The organism is Catenuloplanes sp. NPDC051500 (assembly GCF_044454585.1).
Lineage (GTDB): Bacteria > Actinomycetota > Actinomycetes > Mycobacteriales > Micromonosporaceae > Catenuloplanes.
This window is the reverse complement of record NZ_JBITDX010000012.1, coordinates 133,471-150,955: the sequence shown is the minus strand read 5'-3', so window position 1 is coordinate 150,955 and position 17,485 is coordinate 133,471. Positions and strand designations below refer to the sequence as shown.

The following is a 17,485-nucleotide window of genomic DNA, read 5'->3' as shown; positions in this document are numbered from 1 at the left end:
ACCACCGAAGGGTTCATTCCGTGCGCCGCCGATCCGGTTTGCGACCCGTCGGCAACCACCCGCAACTCAAAAGGACTGATCCGGGCGGCCGCACCGCCGATTGCCAAGCTGCGGGACGGAAAAGCCGCACCGCCAGCCACCCGAGGGGAGCCACCAGTGATCAACTACGTGCGCGTCATGATCCGCGAGCGCATCAAGTCGGACCGCGGCGCCAGCGCCGTGGAGTACGGCCTGCTGGCGGCCCTCATCGCGGTCGTCATCATCGGCGGGGTGACCCTGGTCGGCAGCAACCTGAGCGCCACCTTCACCAAGGTCAGCACCAAGGTCTCGCCCTCGCCGTAAGGCACGGACGCTCATCTCGCATCGGCGGTCCGCGCCGTCACCCAAGCAGACCGCCTCACCCGATCATGAGCGAAGGAGTACCACAGATGACGCTCCGCCCGTGCGTGCCTCCGCTCCCGCCTTCGGCCTCCCCCCGGCCGAAGCGGGTGCGGAGGCCGGACGGCGGGGCTGCGGCGGTCGAGTTCGCGATCATCCTTCCGCTGCTGCTCGCCATCGTGTTCGGCATCATCGACTTCGGCCGGATGATGGCCAACCAGATCACCCTGAACGAGGCCGCGCGTGAAGGCGCCCGGGCCGCCGCGTTCAACCAGCCGGTCCAGGCGCAGGTCGACCGGATCGGCCCCGGCATCACCGTGTCGTTCTCGCCCTCCCCCACCGCGTGCCCCGCGACCGCGGACCCCAGCGTCAACGTGGTCGTGACGGTCTACCAGTCGTGGTCACCGATCACCCCGCTCGGCCCGATCCTGAAGCTGATCAGCAACGACAGCTCGGGGGCCAACGGGTTCACGCAGCGGGCGAAGGGGGTCATGCAGTGTTCCGGCTGAACCGATTGTTTCCGAAAAATCGGGATAAAGGAGCGGTGACCACGCTCGTAGCGGTGCTGCTCACCACGGGCGTGCTGCTCGGCATGGGCGCGCTCGTCATCGACGTCGGCCGGATCTACGGCGAGCGCGAGGAGTTGCTCTCCGGCGCGGACGCCGCCGCCTGGGCCGTGGCCAACCAGTGCTCGGTCGCGGCCATCGCCTGCACCGCCTACGCGGCCAGCGCGCAGAGCTACGCCGCCCTGAACGCGTCCGACGCCACGGTCACGGTGTCGCGCATCTGCGGCTTCAACCCAAAGGCCTCGGCCGCCGCGAACACCGCCCAGGCCTGCCCGGCCGTGAACGGCGGTCTCACCCAGTGCCTCGGCACCCGCCCCACAGACCTCACGCTCGGCTGGGTCGAGGTGTGGACCAGCACCAAGAACCCGGACGGCTCCACGCTGCTGCCGCCGGTCTTCGCGCGCGCACTTGCCGGCGGCACGTCCAACAACGGCACAGCGGTCGGCGCCTGCTCGCGCGTGCGCTGGACGCCGATCAACCTGACGAACATCAACGTGGTCACGCTCGCGGTGGCGGCCTGCGCCTGGAACACGTCCGCGCCGGTCGGGCTGCAGTTCCGCGGCAGCGTGGCCTACACCGGCTGCGGCACCGCGGCGGGTGGCGGCGGCTCGATGGGCGGTTTCTCCACCTTCGGCCTGCTGAGCGGCCTGCTGACCTGCACGACCACGCTCAACCTGCCGATCTACAAGACCGCATTGTCGCTGCTCAACGGCTGCGGCACGGTGATCACCAACTCGGTCGGCGCCACGCTCACCATGCCGGTCTACAACGACATCGACCCGGTGCTCGGTTTCCGGCTGGTCGGATTCACCCAGTTCAAGCTGGCCAACTACTGCATCGCGGGCGTCGGCAACGGCGTACCGGCCGGATCGGGCCTGACCTGCACCGCGCTCGGCGGCCAGACCTGGATCTACGGCAGTTTCAGTCGGTCCATTCCCGGTAGCTATGGGGTTACGAACCTCAAGCGCGACGGCTAGCCACCGAAGGACAGAACGTGAAGACACGGATGCTGGCGGTGATGACCGCCCTCGTACTGGCGGCCTTCGGCGGGTTCGCGGTGGTCGCCTACGTACGCGGCGCCGAGGACCGGGCGCTGGCCCAGAGCGACCCGGTGTGGGTGCTGGTCAGCACCGGCACCATCGCGGCCGGCACCACCGGCGCGCAGATCCGGGAGAGGGGCCTGGTCCAGCGGGTCGCCATGCCGGCCGGGACGGTGCCGCAGGGCGCGCTGAGCGATCTGACCGCCGACCAGGACCAGCTCGCGGTCACCGGCGAGGTCGGCGCGAGCCAGCTGCTGCTCACCGGCATGTTCGGCGCGCGGACTGACCTGACCGGCGGCCTGCCGGTGCCGGACGGGAAGCTGGCGATCAGCGTCCAGGTCTCGGCCGCGGCGCAGGTCGCGGGCTATGTCCGGCCCGGTGCCACGGTCACGATCTTCGACACCTACGACGGTGGCGACGGGCGGGTCACCCGCGTGCTGCTCCCCCGGGTCGACGTGATCGGCGTGGGCGAGCGCGGCAGCGCGGGCGCCACAGTGACCGCGGTGCAGCAGGACGGCGCCCAGGCCGCGCCGAACTCGACGATGCTGCTCACCGTCGCGGTCGACCAGGACCAGGCCGAGCGTCTGGTGCACGCCTCGCAGACCGGATCGCTCTACCTGGCGCTGCTCGACGAGTCCGCGAAGGTCTCGATCGGCGACGGCGTCAGTGACAACACCCTCTTCGACTGAACCCGTGCTGCGCGAAAGGAGCGAGGCGACATGAGCATCAACCTGATCCACACGCTGTACCTCGAGGCGAATTCCTCGTTCCGGAGCGTCCCGGCGGACGACTACGTGACGAACGGCATCAAGCTTGTCGAGTCGTTCCCGGAGCTCGGCGCGGAGCTGGGCAAGCGGGCCGACATCAAGGTCGTCATCTTCGGCGCCGGCGTGGACCTGGGCGCGGTGCTCGAGTTCGCCGCGTACCACCGGGTGCACCGGCCGTCCGTCGGCGTGGTGCTCGTACGCGACGTCATCGACCTGGACACGCTTCAGGAGGCGCTGCGGGCCGGCGTCCGCGAGGTGGTCCCGGTCCGTGACCCGGCCGCGCTGACCTCGGCCTGCCAGCGGACGGCCGACCTGTCGAACGCGATCACCACGATCACGCCGTCGGTCGCCACCGTGCGCGAGCCCACCAATGCCAAGATCGTGACGGTGTTCGCCGGCAAGGGCGGCTGCGGCAAGAGCGTGGTCGCCACGAACCTGGCCGTGGCGCTGGCCGCGAACGGCGCCCGCCGGGTCTGCCTGATCGACCTGGACCTGCAGTTCGGCGACGTCGGCATCATGCTGCAGATGGCGCCGGAGCGGAGCATCGCGGACGCGATCCCGATGGTCGGCCGGCTCGACACGGACGGTGTGCGCTCGCTGCTCACCCACTACCGGGCCGGCGTGGACACGCTGCTGGCACCGACCACGCCGGCCGAGGGCGACCAGGTCACCCGCGAGGTGATCACGGAGCTGCTGGCGGTGGCCCGGACGATGTTCGACTACATCGTGGTCGACACGCCGTCGTTCTTCAGCTACCAGGTGCTCTCCGCGCTCGACGTGACCGACTGGTACATCCCGATCGTGGTCCCGGACCTGCCCACGCTGAAGAGCGTCCGGCTCACGCTCGACATGTTCGACATGCTGCAGTACCCGCGGGAGAAGGTCCGGACGCTGCTGAACCGCTCGGACTCCCAGGTGGGCCTGAGCCACGGCGACGTCGAGCAGGCGATCGGCACCGCGATCGACATCCGGATGCCGTCCTCCCGCGACGTACCGGTAAGCGTGAACAAGGGCATGCCGCTCGTCATCGACCACCCCGTCCACCCGGTGAGCATCGCCATCCGCAACCTGGCCGACCTGATCGCCGGCGTCGCCCCGGTGGAGGCGGCGCCCGTCACCCGCCGCCGCCGCGGCCTTCTCACGCGTAAGGGCTGATCAGCATGGGTCTCGCAGACATCATTCAGGCGCGTCAGCAGGGCATCTCCGGCGTCATCCGCAACATCGAGGGCACCGGCACGCAGGAGCGCTCGGTGGGCGAGCGCGCGCGGGCCGTCGGCCGGCAGGTCTCCGACCCGGTCAACGAGGTCCGTGCGCGGATCCAGCGCGAGCTGGGCGAGATCCTCGGCCCGAAGCTCTACAACGAGATCGACCAGGCGGACGACCTGGAGCAGCAGGTCCGGCAGACAATCGCGGAGCTGCTGGCCCGCGAGGAGACGCCGCTGACCGGTGCCGACCGGGTACGGATCACCCAGGACGCGGTGGACGAGATCCTCGGGCACGGCCCGCTGGAGGCGCTGCTTCGCGACCCGTCCGTCTCCGAGATCATGGTCAACGGCCCCCGCCGCGTGTACGTCGAGCGCGCCGGCCGACTCCAGCCCGCGGACACGCACTTCACCGACGAGACGCACCTGCGCCGGATCATCGACCGGATCGTGTCCCGGGTCGGCCGGCACGTGGACGAGGCCAGCCCGATGGTGGACGCGCGGCTCGCGGACGGCAGCCGGGTCAACGCCATCGTCTCCCCGCTCGCGCTTGACGGCTCCTCGCTGACCATCCGCAAGTTCGCCGCGGAGACGCTCACCGTGCAGGACCTGATCCGCTTCGGCACGCTCACCAAGCAGACCGCGGACGTGCTCCAGGCCTGCGTGGAGGCGCGCCTGAACGTGGTGGTCAGCGGCGGCACCGGCTCCGGCAAGACCACCACGCTCAACGTCCTGTCCGGTTTCATCCCGGACGACGAGCGGATCGTCACCGTGGAGGACGCGGCCGAACTTCAACTGCGCCAGGACCACGTGGTACGCCTGGAGTCGCGCCCGTCCAACTCCGAGGGACGCGGCGCGGTCTCCACCCGTGACCTGGTCCGCAACGCGCTGCGCATGCGCCCGGACCGGATCGTCGTCGGCGAGGTCCGGGACGGCGCCGCGCTCGACATGCTGCAGGCGATGAACACCGGCCACGACGGCTCGCTCACCACGCTTCACGCGAACACGCCGCGGGACGCGCTCTCCCGGCTGGAGACGCTTGTCCTGATGGCCGGCATGGACCTGCCGATCCGCGCCATCCGGGACCAGGTCGCGGCCGCGGTGGACCTGATCATCCAGGTCGCCCGGCTCAAGGACGGCAGCCGCCGGATCACGCACATCACCGAGGTCGTCGGCATGGAATCGGACATCGTGACGCTTCAGGACCTCTTCGTCTTCGATTACCACGCGGGCGTGGACGCGGACGGTCGTTTCCGCGGGACGCTCAACTCCACGGGTCTGCGGCCGACGTTTACGGAGAGGTTCGAGACGCACGGTGTGCAGCTGCACCCGGAGATGTTCGGAGGAGTCATTCGATGAGGCGTGCGGCCACCCTGACCGTCGCCGCGCTGGGGTTGTCGCTCGTTCTGGGCGCGGCGCCGGCGCATGCGGAACCGTCCACCGCCCCGGTCACGCTGAGCATCTCGCGGACCGCGGTGGCCCCCGGCGAGGTCTCGTTCCGGCTGACCGCGGACGGGCTCTCCGGCAGCCTGGACGCGTCCCGGCTGCGCGTGCTCGTCGGCGGCCGGGCCCTGCCGGTGACGCTTGACGGGCGCCGGGTGCGCGCGGAGGTCCCGGCCGAGCTGGCCGGCACGGACGCGACAGTGCAGGTCGTGCTCGCGGTGCCGGGCGACGGCGACTTCGCGATGGCGGCCGAGCGGGTGTCGTTCGCGGGGGCGCGGACACCCGCGGCTCCGTCCACGGGAACCTCGCCTTCCGTGGAGGCGGGCACCACCCGGACGCCGGGCACCGAAACCCCGGAGAGCACGCCGGCCTCGGAGAGCACGCCGACCTCCGAGAGCACGACGCCGGCGGCGGTGGCCACCTCCACCGTGACTCCCGCCGCGTCTCCCTCGGAGAAGACCGCGAGTGCGCCCGCGGTCGTACCCTCGGCTGCGGTTGATTCTGATTTTGACTCTGCCGGCGGTGCGGCCTGGCCGGGCCGGAACCTGCTGATCGCGGCGGGCGTGGCGTTGGCCGCGGCGGCCGGGATCGCGATCTGGCTGCTGTTCACGTCCGGCGGGCAACGCAACGAGTACCAGCGCCGGCTGGACTCGCTTCGGCAGTTCACCGACGTGCGCGGCAGCGTCCCGGACGAGGGGCGGTTCACCGCGCAGACCCGGCTGGTGCTGAGCATCCTGCGCCGGCTCGACGCGCGGCTCGGCGTGAAGCAGCGGGCCGCGATCGAGCTGTCGCTTGAGCGGGCCGGCGTCTCGCTCGACCCGGCGGAATGGCTGCTGGTCCGGATCACGATCACCGTGGTCTCGGCCGTGGCGCTCGGCGCGCTGTTCGGCTCGTGGTACGGCCTGCTGGCCGGCGCGCTGGCCGGCTGGGTCGGCCCCGGACAGTGGCTGTCGTTCCGGGCCGGCCGGCGCAGTCGCGCGTTCACCGACCAGCTGCCGGACTCGCTGCGGCTGATGGTCGGCGCGCTGCGCTCCGGCTTCACGCTGAACCAGGCGATCGACGCGGTGGTCCGCGAGGGCCAGGCGCCGGTCAGCACGGAACTCGGCCGCGCGCTGTCCGAGACCCGGCTTGGCGACGACCTGGAGAACGCGCTGGACCGGGTCGGCGAGCGCAACAACAACCCGGACGTGGGCTGGATCGTGATGGCGATCCGGATCCAGCGTGAGGTCGGCGGCAACCTCTCCGAGGTGCTGGAGACCGCTGTGCACACCATGCGGGAGCGGGCGAAGCTCGGCCGGCACGTGCGCGCGCTCTCCGCCGAGGGCCGGCTCTCCGGGATCATCCTGTTCGCGATGCCGTTCGTCATCGCGCTTGTGCTCATGGTGCTGCGGCCCGAGTACGTCCGCCCGCTCTACACCGAGCCCACCGGGCTCGTCATGATCGCCGTCGCGGCGGTCCTGCTCACCGTCGGCGCGCTCTGGCTGCGCCGCCTCGTCGAGGTGAAGGTCTGATGTTGCTGCTCGTCGCCGGTCTGTGCGCGCTCACCGCGAGCGCGGTCACCGTCGCGCTCGCCGCCGTGCCCACGCGGGAGACCGCGGGCGGCAACATGGTGCGTTCCCTGCAGGCGTTCGACCGGGCCCGGGCCCAGGCCGGCTCGCACCGCGCGGAGCCGGGCGCCCGCCGTTCCCGGGTTCCGGCGTGGCTGCGCGCGGCCGGCGACCGGATGGAGCACCTGGGCCGGGTGCTGACGCCCGGCAACGGCGTGCACCGGCTGGAGCGCCAGCTCGACTTCGCCGGCAACCCGGCGAACCTGTCGGTCGAGCAGGTGCTGCGCGGCAAGGGCATCGGCCTTGTCACCGGCGTCCTCACCTGGCTTGTCATCGGCTGGCTGCTGGACGGCGTGCAGGGCGCGCTGCTCGGTGCCGGGTTCGGCGCGGCCGCCGGCTTCTACGCGTCCGACCTGATCGTGCGCAACCGGGCCGCCGCCCGGCAGCTGGAGCTGAGCCGCAGCCTGCCCGACGTGCTTGACACGCTGGTGATCAGCGTCGAGGCGGGTCTCGGCTTCGACGCCGCGCTGGCGCAGGTGGCCCGGCACGGCAAGGGCCCGGTGGTGCGTGAGCTGTTCCGGGTGCTGCAGGAGATGCAGATCGGCAAGTCGCGGACCGAGGCGCTGCGCGCGATGGCGGACCGGACCACGGTGCTTGAGCTGAAGGGCTTCGTCTCCGCGATCATCCACTCCGGCGAGCTTGGCGTGCCGATCGCCGCGGTCCTGCGCGAGCAGGCCGGGGAGATGCGCACCAAGCGTCGTCAGCGCGCCGAGGAGCAGGCCCAGAAGGTGCCCGTGAAGATCCTCTTCCCGGTGCTGTTCTGCATCTTCCCGGCGATGTTCGTGGTCGTGCTCGGACCCGGCATCCTGTCGATGCTCAAGACGTTCTGAACCATCCGTGGGTGTCCGGAAGGTCACCTATCGGACGATCGAAGTTGCCACGCCGACGCGCGGCTACGAATACTCGGTGTATGCGAGCCGACACCTTGGGAGATCATTTTCTCCTGACCGGCGACGTCGTGCCCGGAGCCTCGGGTGCGCCGTTCGCCGACGCTCCCGGTCCGGCGTTCGCCACCCGGAGCGGGAGCACCGCGGAGATCCAGCGGCTGGCCGCCGAGGTCTTCGCGGCGCCGCGCCTGATCACCACGATCGGGGGCGGCGATCCGGCCAGGTGCCGGCTGCGCACGCTCCGGTTCGGTCCGGTGATCATGTCGGACTGGGAGGCGGACGAGGCGATCCAGGTCACGGCGCCGGAGCCGGACGACTACACGATCGGCCTGGCCCCGGCCGGACGCCTCTTCACCGAACAGCGCGGCGTCGTCACCACCGCCACCGCGCTCGAGGGCGCGGTCTACCGGCCCGGCTCACCGGCCCGCACCTGGTGGCTGCCGGACACCCGGCCGGTCTCCGTGTCGCTCACGCCGGACGCGCTCGAGGCGGAGCTGGAGGCGCTGCTCGGCCACGCGGTCCGCGGGCCGCTGCGGTTCTCCCGGCGGTTCGACCTCAGCCGCGGCATGGGGCGCAGCTGGGGCGCGCTCGCCGGGCTGGTCCACGCGGAGCTGGTCGCGGCGGACGGCATGATCTACCGGCCGATGATCGCGGAACGGCTGTGGCACTCGATGCTCGGCGGCCTGCTGCTCGCGGTCGAGCACCAGTACAGCGACGAACTCGCGGAGCCGCCCGTGCCGAGCCGGCCGCGGACGGTCAAGCGCGCGATCGACGCGATGGAGGCGGACCCGTCCCGGCCGTTCACCACGTCCACGCTGGCCCATCTGGCCGGGGTGAGCGTGCGATCGCTGCAGGACGGGTTCCGCAGGCACGTCGGCGTCACCCCGATGATCTACCTCCAGGAGGTACGCCTCGGCCGCGCCCACCTCGACCTGACCACAAGCGGGCCGGGTGGGAGCACGGTGAGCGAGGTGGCGCACCGCTGGGGCTTCGCCCACCTCGGGCGGTTCGCGGCCGCGTACCGCCGGCGTTTCGGCACGCTTCCCTCGGAGACGCTTCGCGAGCCGTGATCAGTCACTCGCCGGGGTCGCCGTGGCCCCTGCGCTGCGGTGGGATCGGTGTGCGGGTGGGCACCGCCACGCCGCGGTCGGACAGCACCGACCAGGGCGCGGTCACGCCGGCGACCACCGACCACTCGTCCCGTGGCTGGGTGCGCACGTGTGCGAGCACCCGGTCGGCCGCGTCCACCCCCTCCTCGACAAGCGCGGTCAGCGGTGAGCGGGCCGGTGGCGCACCCGGGGAGAGAGCCGCCTGCGCCGCCTCGTAGTGGGCGAGGAAGTGTGCGGCACGGCGGAGCGCGTCGAGCGCCCGCGCGGCGTCGACTTCGATGTCGGATGGCTGGCCCACGCCCTACGCCTCCGGTTCTGTGGATTTTCTCCGGATGTTCTCGGACAGTCACCGGCCGTTCCACTGAGGGCAACGGAAGGCCGCTGCCGAACCTATCCGCAAACGCTCCCCGGAGTCGATCCGATCCGCGCAGTAACAGTCCGAATTGCGCATGAAGCTCGGCATGTCGTTCGTACTCCTCTGGGATGAGGCCCGCACCACCATCGGCTGATGGACATCTCCACCCGCGGGCGGTCGCCCGGCGGCCTCACCCTCACTACCGTCAAACGAATGACCAGGACCATGCACCGGGGGTACGGCGTGCGCACGGTCGTCTGGGTGCGCTCGCCGCACGCCAGCGAGTTGCACGGCGCGCTCTCCGGCCGGGGCGGCGCGGTCACCCTCGTCGAGCCCGGCCTGCTGCGCGTCACCGGCCTCACCGCGGCGGAGATCGGCGACCTGGCGGTGGAACGGGGCGCGCCGATCCACGAGTTGCGCACGACACGGCGGTGCGCCCGCCGTGAAACCTGACCTTCGTAGGCTCGAGATCGTGATCCGGTGCCGGGAGCTCGCCGCCCGCCACCGGATGCTTGTGGACGGGGTGTTCGCCGCGGTGCTGCTGGCGGTCCAGCTCCCGCAGCGCGCGCCTGGGCTGCTCGGCTGCGTGCTGTTGGTGCTGCTGCACGTGCCGCTGCTCTGGCGCAGGTCCCGGCCGGTCGCGGCGTTCTGGGTCTCGTTAGCCATTGCGGTCGTCTGTGACCTGCAGGCCTGGCCGTACGAGCCACGCCGCCCGTTCGTGTTCGTGGTGCTGATGGCCTCGATCTACGCGATCGCGATGTACGAGCCGGACCGCCGTCACCTCTGGGCCGCCGTCGCCGGTGGGGAGCTGGCAAGCGCGGTCATGGTGTCCCAGGCCCGGTCCTGGACCGAGTACTCCGGCGCGCTGCTGTTCGCGTCCGCGCTGCTCGCCGCGTCCGCGTCGCTCGGCGTGGTCCGGCAGACCCGCCGCGCCTACCTGGCCGAGCTTGAGGAACGCGCCCGCCGGCTGGAACGGGAGAGCGACCAGCAGGCCAAGCTCGCGGTCGCGGCCGAGCGCGCCCGGATAGCGCGCGAGATGCACGACATCGTGGCGCACAACCTGACGGTCATGGTCGCGCTCGCGGACGGCGCCGCGCTGACCGCCACCCGCGCGCCGGACCGGGCCGCCGACACCATGCACAAGGTCTCCGCGACCGGGCGGCAGGCGCTCGGCGAGATGCGTCGGCTGCTCGGCCTGCTCCGCGACGACGCCCCGGCACCGCTGATCCGCGCGCCGCAGCCCGGGTTCGCGGACCTCGACCGGCTGATCGCGCAGGTCCGGGCCGCCGGTCTGCCCGTGACGGTCGCCCAGTCGGGCGCGCCGGCCGAGGCCTGGGGGCCCGGCGCCGGGTTGACGGCGTACCGGCTGGTGCAGGAGGCGCTGACGAATACGCTCAAGCACGCGGGACCGGGCGCCAGTGCCCGGGTGGACCTGCGGTACGAGCCGAACGGGATGGAGTTATCGGTGACCGACGACGGACGCGCGCCCACGCGTGGCCCGGCCGTGCTCAACGGAGGTCACGGGCTGGCCGGCATGGCCGAGCGGGTGGGCTCCTACGACGGCACGATCGACTCCGGACCGCTCGACGGCGGCGGCTGGCGGGTCCACGCCCGGCTGGCGTTCGGCGCGCTCTCGTGACCGGCCCCGCGAAGATCAGGGTCGCGCTCGTCGACGATCAGCCGCTGCTGCGCCTCGGCTACCGGATGGTGCTGGAGAGCGAGCCGGACCTGGAGGTGGTCGGCGAGGCCGGGGACGGCGCGGCAGGCGTGACGCTCGCCCGCGCGCTCACCCCGGACGTGGTGCTGATGGACGTCCGCATGCCGATCCTGGACGGCATCGAGGCGACCCGGCGGATCGTCGCGTCCGGACTGCCCTCCCGCGTGCTTGTGCTCACCACGTTCAACCTTGACGAGTACGCGTTCTCCGCGCTCCGGGCCGGCGCCAGCGGCTTCCTGCTCAAGGACGTTCCCCCGGCCGACCTGCTGACCGGCATCCGCGCGGTGGCGGCCGGCGAGGCGATGATCTCGCCAAGCGTCACCCGCCGCCTGATCGACGCGTTCGCCGCCCACCTGCCCGACCACGGCGCCGCGCGCGCCGCCGCCCCGGACGACCGGCTGGCCCGGCTCACCGACCGGGAACGCGAGGTGCTGATCGAGATCGCCCGCGGCGGCTCCAACGCGGAGATCGCCGCGAACTTCAACGTCTCCGAGGCAACTGTCAAGACGCACGTCGGCCGCATCCTGACCAAACTCGGCCTGCGCGACCGGGTGCAGGTGGTCATCTACGCCTACGAGACCGGCCTGGTCCACCCGGCCCCGGAATAACTGACGGAGGTGCCCGGTGGGCACAACCCCTGGGGCGTGTTCACGGATCCCGCCGGCCTGCGGCGAGATCCGTGCACGCGTCTAGAGCTCGAGCGGCACCTGCGCCTTGATCGGGATCGTCGGCTTCTTGGAGCCGCCTGCCGGTTCGATCGTCAACGCCAGCATGTCCGTGTCCCGCACCGACGAGATCAGCTGCGCACCAGTGGTCACCCCGGCCGGCATGACCCCCGCCGACACCGGCGTGGTGCCGTTGACCAACCAGAGTTGGTACGTCTTCCCCGCTCCCGGCGGGGCCCCTTCCGCCATCAGCACGACGCCTGCGTCCCGCGACCGCGACACGACGACAGTGACGTGCCCGCCACCTGCCACGTCCGCGGTCCGCATCAGCGCGTCCGGCGCGGTAAGCACCGCCTGGATGCGGGCGTCCTCCGCCCTGGCCGCCTCCAGCTCCGCCCTGGCCGCCTCCGCGACGACCTGCTGGTCCCGCAGCCGGTCGTCCTGGTAGGCGAAGACCGCCGCCCCGGTTCCTGCCGCAAGCGCCACGGCCGCGGCCGCCGCGAGCAACCGCCGGCCCCAGACCGGCCGACGCCGTTCCACTGGCGCGTGCCGCGGCATCACCTGCCGGGTGACCGCGATCCGGGTCAGCACGTCGTGGCGCAGGCGCGGCGGCGGGACCGACCAGGTGGCGTCCGCCAGCCGGGCCGTGGTCTCGCGGAACTCGTCCACCTCCGCCGAGCAGGCCTTGCAGGTGCCGAGGTGACGCTCGAACGCGGCGCGTTCTATGTCGTCCACCGCGTCCAGCACGTATGCGCCCACCAGCGCATGAATGTCAATTGTCATCGCGCCACCTCCACACCGAGGCAGTCGCGCAGCCGGATGAGGCCGTCGCGCATGCGGCTCTTGATTGTGGGCAGTCCGGCGTCGAGCAACCGGGCCACCTCCGGATAACTGTGCCCGCCGTAGTACGCGAGCGTGACCGCCTCACGTTGCAGATCGGTGAGCGTGTCCAGGCAGCGGCGGACCTGCTGCTGCTCCAGGCGGGTGGTGACCTCTTCGACCACCTCGTCGTAGGGGACTTCGGCCTCGGCGGCGGCGACCCGGCGTACCCGGTCGGTGCCGGCCTGCTCCGAGCGGACCCGGTCGACCGCGCGGCGGTGCGCGATCGTGAAGACCCAGGCGGTGGCGGAGCCGCGGGCCGGATCGAACCGCCCGGCCGTGCGCCACACCTCCACTAGCGCTTCCTGCGCGACCTCCTCGGCCTGTGCGGGGTCGCGGAGAACCCGCCGGATCAGCCCGTAGACGCGCGGCGACACCAGCTCGTAGAGCTTGGCGAACGCGGTCTCGTCGCCACGCGCGACCGCCCGCAGCAGCCGATCCGGTTCTGCCTGGCCGGCCGCGTGCTGCGGTGTCGGCGGCACCGCGGAGAGATGGTCCTTCATACCGTTCAGCCTGCCCTGCCTGCGCCCCTGATCACAGTAGGGAGTTCGGTGCGGCGTGCCGCGCGGATGGGTGGGAGGCTGTCCGGCATGAAGATCGGTGCGGTGCTCTTCGACATGGACGGGACGCTCGTCGACTCGCACGGGGCGATCATCCGCAGCTGGACCCGGATCAGCGAGGAGTACGGCCTCCCGCTCGACGACATCCTGGCCGTGCACGCGGGCCGCCCCGCGTGGAGCACGCTGGAGTCGGTGGCGCCGTGGCTCGGCGCGGAGAAGATCGCGCGGGCCGGCGCGCGGCAGCTGGAGTGGGAATACGACGATCTCGAGGACGTGGTCGCGATCGACGGCGCGCTGGAGCTGATCGAGGGCGTCACCGCGCGGAACCTTCCCTGGGCCGTCGTGACAAGCGCGGACGAGCGTCTGGCCCGGGCCCGGCTGGGCGCGGCCGGCATCGAACCGCCGCTGCTGATCTCCACGGACGACATCACGAATCCGAAGCCGGACCCGGAGGGCTATCTGCTTGCGGCGGAGCGGCTCGGCGTACCCCCGGCGGATTGTCTGGTTGTCGAGGACGCACCCGCGGGAGTGGCGGCCGGGCGGGCGGCGGGCATGCGAGTAGTCGGCGTGGCGGGAATCACCGGCGATTCAACCGTGACAAATCTGGTCGAAATCCTCGCACTTCTCTCCTGACGAGCCCGGATTCACTCCGACTGGTTTGTATTCGCAACGTTACCCGGCTGGACGGGGAGCATAGTGCTCCAGGAAACTGTGCCCGTACTTCCGTGGTGCTGACATTCCTCGGTGCTGTGGCTCGGGAGCGCTGTGGCTCGGGAGCGCTGTGGCAAGGACGTAGGGGTGGGAATGACCGAACCGATCCTGGCGGTCGATGTCGGCACGTCCGGCACATCGGCGGCGCTGATTGTCGGTGACCAGACGACATTGCTGAAAGAGCCCCTGACCGGCGGACTCGTCTGGCCGTCCGCCGTCTGCGTGGACGACAACGGCTTCGTCGTCGGCACCGCCGCCGAGCGCCGCAAACGATCAGTGCCCCGCCGCTACATCGACGGGCCGCGCCGCGCGGTCGACGCACAGGCCGCGATGCGCCTGGAGGACCGCGAGGTCACCGGCAACGAGGCGGTCGCGTCCTACCTGATCGAGCTCGGCCGGGAGGCGCAGCGCGTCTACGGCGGGCAGGTCTGGCGGCTCACGCTCGCGATCCCGGCGAGCTACCTGCCGGGCGACCCGCGCCGCGACGTGATGGTCGGCATCGGCGAGGCCGCGGGCTTCGTCGACGTCGAGCTGATACCCGACGCGGTCGCCGCCGCTCTCGACCCGCACACGAGCGCCGACCTCCGCCACGGGTCGCTGGTCCTGGTGTGCGACCTCGGCGCCAACTGGACCGCGTCGCTGGTCCGGGTCGCCGGCAACGACTCGATGCTGCTTGCCACCGAGAGCTCCACCGCCGGGCACGACCTGGAGGCGCTGCTCATCAAGGATCTGCGCACCGAGGGCCGCACCTGGCTGGAGCCGCTGCTCGCCGCGCCCGGCGATGGTGGACTCCGGGCCTACTACGAGGCGATCGACTTCATCCGGCGCCTCAAGCACCAGCTCGGCGACTCGCTCGAGGTGGAGGACCACCTCACGCCGCTGACGCCGCCGTACAAGTTGAGTCGTCGCTGGCTTGAGGCGTTCGCCGAGCCCGCCGTGCAAGCGCTCGTCAACAGCGCGCACTCGATCGTCAGCTCGGTCGGCGCCACCCTCGCGGACATCTCCACAGTGGTCCTGACCGGCGGCGCGTCCCGGCTCCCGATGGTCGAGCCGGCCCTGACCCAGAGCCTCGGCCACATGCTGCGCCACGCGCCCGAGCCGGAGCTGGCAGTCGTCCGCGGCGCCGCCCAGTGGTCGGCGAACGCGGACAGCCGCACCGTCGCCGCGGACGCGCCGAGCTGGCGCATCGAGCCGATCTCCTGGGACATCCCGGGCGGCGACGCGAAGCTCCTCCGCTGGAACGTCAACGAGGGCCAGACCTTCCACGAGGGTACGGTCGTCGCGGAGGTGCGCACCGGCGACGAGCGCGTCTACCAGCTCACCGCCACGCACGCGGGCGCGCTGCTCAGCCACACCGTCCCGGCCGGCGGCCAGGTCGGCACCACGCTCGTCACGGCCGCCACCCGGGACGCGGCAGCGCTCTCGGCCGACCCGCCGACCCAGAAGCTCCAGCTGCGGACCAGCGGCTCCTGGCTGCTCACCCCGGACCGCCAGGTGCTTGTCGAGTGCGACACCACAGGCCGGCACGTGCGCTCGTTCGTGATCTCCACCGGCGAGCTGATCGGCGAGTTCCGTCCCGACTTCGGCGCCGGCACCGCGCAGGGCGCCAGGATCTTCTTCGACCCCGAGGGCCGGCTCAGCCTGATCGCCTGGGACACCGAGGGCACGTTCTCCGTCTGGGACGTGGAGACCGGCAAGCTCTCCACCCGCTTCCGTGACTCGGTCGGCCCGGTCCGCGTGCTCGTCGACGAGCCCAGCTGGCGGCTCGCCGCCGAGGCCGACGGCAAGGTCCAGGTCGGGCGGTACCGGCGCGGCGTCACCACGCTCTGGGACCTGCGCACCGGCGAGCGCCTGGAGCGCACCGGCGACGAGACCTGGGAGCAGCGCAACCCCGGCTTTCGGATGCGCAGCCCCACCGACTCGTTCAGCACCGACAGCACCAGCCCGGACGGGCGGTTGCGCGCCACCGCGACGTCCGACCTGGACGGGTCCGGCGTGCTCAGCCTGCAGGACATCGAGAGCGGCCTGGAGGTGTTCCGCGTGCACGCCCCGGCCGCGCCGGAGGCCGAGGGTTTCGTGCCCCGGCTGTTGACGTCGTTCACCGCTGACGGAAAGCTGCTGCTGGCGAACTGGGACTACGCCGACCGCAGTCTGGTCGACGCATGGGAGATGTGAACAGGTGAACCCGAACCTGGGCCCGGTGCTGGCCATCGACTTCGGCACCACCACCTCCTCGGCCGCGCTTGTCGACGGCGAGCAGATCCGTCTGCTCCCGGAGCCGGTCAGCGGCGGCTACGCGTGGCCGTCCGCCGTCTACTGGGACGGCGAGCGCATGCTTGTCGGCACGCTCGCCGAGCGCCGCAAACGCGCCGATCCGAACTCGTACGCGGTCGAGTTCAAGCGCGGCCTCAAGGGCGACCGCCCGATGCCGCAGGGCGACCGCAGCTTCCGGCCGATCGAGCAGGCCGCATCAGTGCTTACCGCGCTGCGCATGGAGGCCGAGCGCATGCACGGCGGCCAGATCGCGCGCGCGCTCGTGACGGTCCCGGCCAGCTACGGGCCGGACGACATCCGGCGGCTGCAGATGATCGCGGCGGCCGAGGCGGCCGGATTCTCCACTGTCGAGCTGCTGCCGGAGCCGGTGGCGGCCGCCTACGCGCCGATTCCCGGGCCGACGTTCCTGCCTGGTGAACTCATCCTGATCTACGACCTCGGCGGGGGTACGTTCGACACCGCGCTGATGCGGGTCGGCGCGGAAGGGCCTGAGGTTCTCGGCCACGACGCCATCGACGACTGCGGCGGCCGCAACATCGACGCGCTGCTGGCCCACCGCATCCAGAACGACGGCGAGGAGTGGCTGGCACCGCTCATCGCCTCGGTGGTCACCGCGCCGGGAACACCCGCGGCGCTGCGTCTCAGCATGGCCCTCGCGGACTTCGCACAGCGGATCAAGCACCAGCTCAGCGACGTCGAGAGCGTCGAGGACTACCTGATGCCGACCACGCCTGCCTACGAGCTCGACAGGTCGCAGTTGGCGCTCCTCGCGGAGGCGGTGCTGGAACGGACCGTCAAGTGCAGCGCCGACCTGATGGCCCGGCTGAAGGTCCATCCGGACAATGTGAGCGCGATCCTGCTTGTCGGCGGCGGTTCCCGGATGCCGGCGGCCGCCGAGGCGCTGAACCGGGCCTTCAACCGGCCCCTGCGGCGGGTCGACGAGCCCGAGCTGGCGACGGTGCAGGGGGCGGCGCGATGGCTGACCCGCAGTGGGCCGCGGATCATCACGTCGACCACGGAGTCGTCGCGGACGATGCCGCTGTCGTTCACGCTGCCGGGCGGCGGCGCGCAGTTGCTGCGGTGGTTCGTCGCGCCGGGGGATGCGTACCCGGTGGGCTGGCCGCTGGCACGTGTTCGGCTGCAGTCGGGGGCGTTGTGGGATCTCACCTCGTCCGTTCCCGGGACTGTGGAGCGGCTGCTCGTGCCGGCGGGAAACGCGGTGGCCAGCCAGCAGTGGCTGGCGCTCTCCCGGCCGTGAGTCGCCGACGGTCCCGCGTTCCCGGCCTCTACTCGCGGCTGTGAGCCTCGGCCGTTCACGGGCCTCT

The 17,485-nt window shown here is 71.7% G+C and carries 18 protein-coding genes; 15 read left to right on the top strand and 3 right to left on the bottom strand.

Annotation, left to right across the window (positions count from 1 at the left end; all coding sequences use genetic code 11):
* Positions 1-156 precede the first annotated feature (156 nt).
* From ACIA8K_RS24445 to ACIA8K_RS24405, 9 genes are all read left to right on the top strand, one after another.
* The gene (locus ACIA8K_RS24445; RefSeq protein ID WP_033345576.1) at positions 157-342 is read left to right on the top strand and encodes a Flp family type IVb pilin; all 186 of its coding nucleotides are present in this window, start codon (positions 157-159) and stop codon (positions 340-342) included.
* An 86-nt stretch (positions 343-428) separates the two neighbouring features.
* The gene (locus ACIA8K_RS24440; RefSeq protein WP_396062983.1) at positions 429-887 is read left to right on the top strand and encodes a TadE family protein; all 459 of its coding nucleotides are present in this window, start codon (positions 429-431) and stop codon (positions 885-887) included.
* Between the two features lie 35 nt (positions 888-922).
* Positions 923-1,921, top strand: coding sequence for a pilus assembly protein TadG-related protein (locus ACIA8K_RS24435; protein ID WP_396062981.1), 999 nt, complete (start codon positions 923-925; stop codon positions 1,919-1,921).
* A 17-nt stretch (positions 1,922-1,938) separates the two neighbouring features.
* Positions 1,939-2,673, top strand: a complete 735-nt coding sequence (locus ACIA8K_RS24430) for a Flp pilus assembly protein CpaB (protein ID WP_396062979.1) — start codon at positions 1,939-1,941, stop codon at positions 2,671-2,673.
* Between the two features lie 30 nt (positions 2,674-2,703).
* Complete coding sequence (locus tag ACIA8K_RS24425) at positions 2,704-3,906, top strand: CpaE family protein (protein WP_396062977.1); 1,203 nt, start codon at positions 2,704-2,706, stop codon at positions 3,904-3,906.
* Between the two features lie 5 nt (positions 3,907-3,911).
* Positions 3,912-5,312: a CpaF family protein gene (locus ACIA8K_RS24420; RefSeq protein ID WP_396062975.1), complete on the top strand. Its 1,401-nt coding sequence runs from the start codon at positions 3,912-3,914 to the stop codon at positions 5,310-5,312.
* Complete coding sequence (locus ACIA8K_RS24415; protein WP_396062973.1) at positions 5,309-6,907, top strand: type II secretion system F family protein; 1,599 nt, start codon at positions 5,309-5,311, stop codon at positions 6,905-6,907. Before ACIA8K_RS24420 ends, ACIA8K_RS24415 begins: the two co-directional genes overlap by 4 nt.
* Entirely contained in the window at positions 6,907-7,833 is a 927-nt protein-coding gene (locus tag ACIA8K_RS24410; protein WP_396062971.1) for a type II secretion system F family protein, read from the top strand. The genes ACIA8K_RS24415 and ACIA8K_RS24410 overlap by 1 nt, the downstream gene beginning before the upstream one ends.
* Positions 7,834-7,913: 80 nt before the next feature.
* Positions 7,914-8,960 carry an AraC family transcriptional regulator gene (locus tag ACIA8K_RS24405; RefSeq protein WP_396062969.1) on the top strand — a complete coding sequence of 349 codons (1,047 nt, stop codon included), beginning with the start codon at positions 7,914-7,916 and terminating at the stop codon, positions 8,958-8,960.
* Positions 8,961-8,964: 4 nt separating this feature from the next.
* Here ACIA8K_RS24405 and ACIA8K_RS24400 read toward each other — a convergent pair whose 3' ends face one another.
* On the bottom strand, positions 8,965-9,297 hold the full coding sequence (locus ACIA8K_RS24400; RefSeq protein WP_396062967.1) for a hypothetical protein: 333 nt from the start codon (positions 9,295-9,297) through the stop codon (positions 8,965-8,967).
* A gap of 270 nt (positions 9,298-9,567) precedes the next feature.
* On the opposite strand from ACIA8K_RS24400, the gene ACIA8K_RS24395 reads away from it, so the two are divergent.
* The 3 genes from ACIA8K_RS24395 to ACIA8K_RS24385 are packed head-to-tail and all read left to right on the top strand — an operon-like array spanning position 9,568 to position 11,679.
* On the top strand, positions 9,568-9,807 hold the full coding sequence (locus ACIA8K_RS24395; RefSeq protein WP_396062965.1) for a hypothetical protein: 240 nt from the start codon (positions 9,568-9,570) through the stop codon (positions 9,805-9,807).
* A 19-nt stretch (positions 9,808-9,826) separates the two neighbouring features.
* A complete protein-coding gene (locus tag ACIA8K_RS24390; protein WP_396062963.1) occupies positions 9,827-10,993 on the top strand; it encodes a sensor histidine kinase in 1,167 nt (388 codons plus the stop codon).
* Positions 10,990-11,679 (top strand): response regulator, encoded by a 690-nt coding sequence (locus ACIA8K_RS24385; RefSeq protein ID WP_396062961.1) that lies wholly within the window; start codon positions 10,990-10,992, stop codon positions 11,677-11,679. The genes ACIA8K_RS24390 and ACIA8K_RS24385 overlap by 4 nt, the downstream gene beginning before the upstream one ends.
* Before the next feature lie 81 nt (positions 11,680-11,760).
* Here the strand turns inward: ACIA8K_RS24385 and ACIA8K_RS24380 are convergent, their stop codons facing one another.
* Positions 11,761-12,519, bottom strand: a complete 759-nt coding sequence (locus tag ACIA8K_RS24380; RefSeq protein WP_396062959.1) for an anti-sigma factor domain-containing protein — start codon at positions 12,517-12,519, stop codon at positions 11,761-11,763.
* On the bottom strand, positions 12,516-13,118 hold the full coding sequence (sigK, locus tag ACIA8K_RS24375) for an ECF RNA polymerase sigma factor SigK (protein WP_396062957.1): 603 nt from the start codon (positions 13,116-13,118) through the stop codon (positions 12,516-12,518). The genes ACIA8K_RS24380 and sigK overlap by 4 nt, the downstream gene beginning before the upstream one ends.
* 87 nt (positions 13,119-13,205) lie before the next feature.
* Between sigK and ACIA8K_RS24370 the strand changes: the two genes are divergently transcribed.
* The 3 genes from ACIA8K_RS24370 to ACIA8K_RS24360 all read left to right on the top strand — a co-directional run bounded on the left by ACIA8K_RS24370 (position 13,206) and on the right by ACIA8K_RS24360 (position 17,418).
* Positions 13,206-13,808, top strand: coding sequence for an HAD-IA family hydrolase (locus ACIA8K_RS24370; protein WP_396062955.1), 603 nt, complete (start codon positions 13,206-13,208; stop codon positions 13,806-13,808).
* A gap of 171 nt (positions 13,809-13,979) precedes the next feature.
* Entirely contained in the window at positions 13,980-16,061 is a 2,082-nt protein-coding gene (locus ACIA8K_RS24365) for an Hsp70 family protein (protein ID WP_396062953.1), read from the top strand.
* 4 nt (positions 16,062-16,065) lie between these two features.
* Complete coding sequence (locus ACIA8K_RS24360; RefSeq protein WP_396062951.1) at positions 16,066-17,418, top strand: Hsp70 family protein; 1,353 nt, start codon at positions 16,066-16,068, stop codon at positions 17,416-17,418.
* The last annotated feature ends 67 nt before the right edge of the window (positions 17,419-17,485 follow it).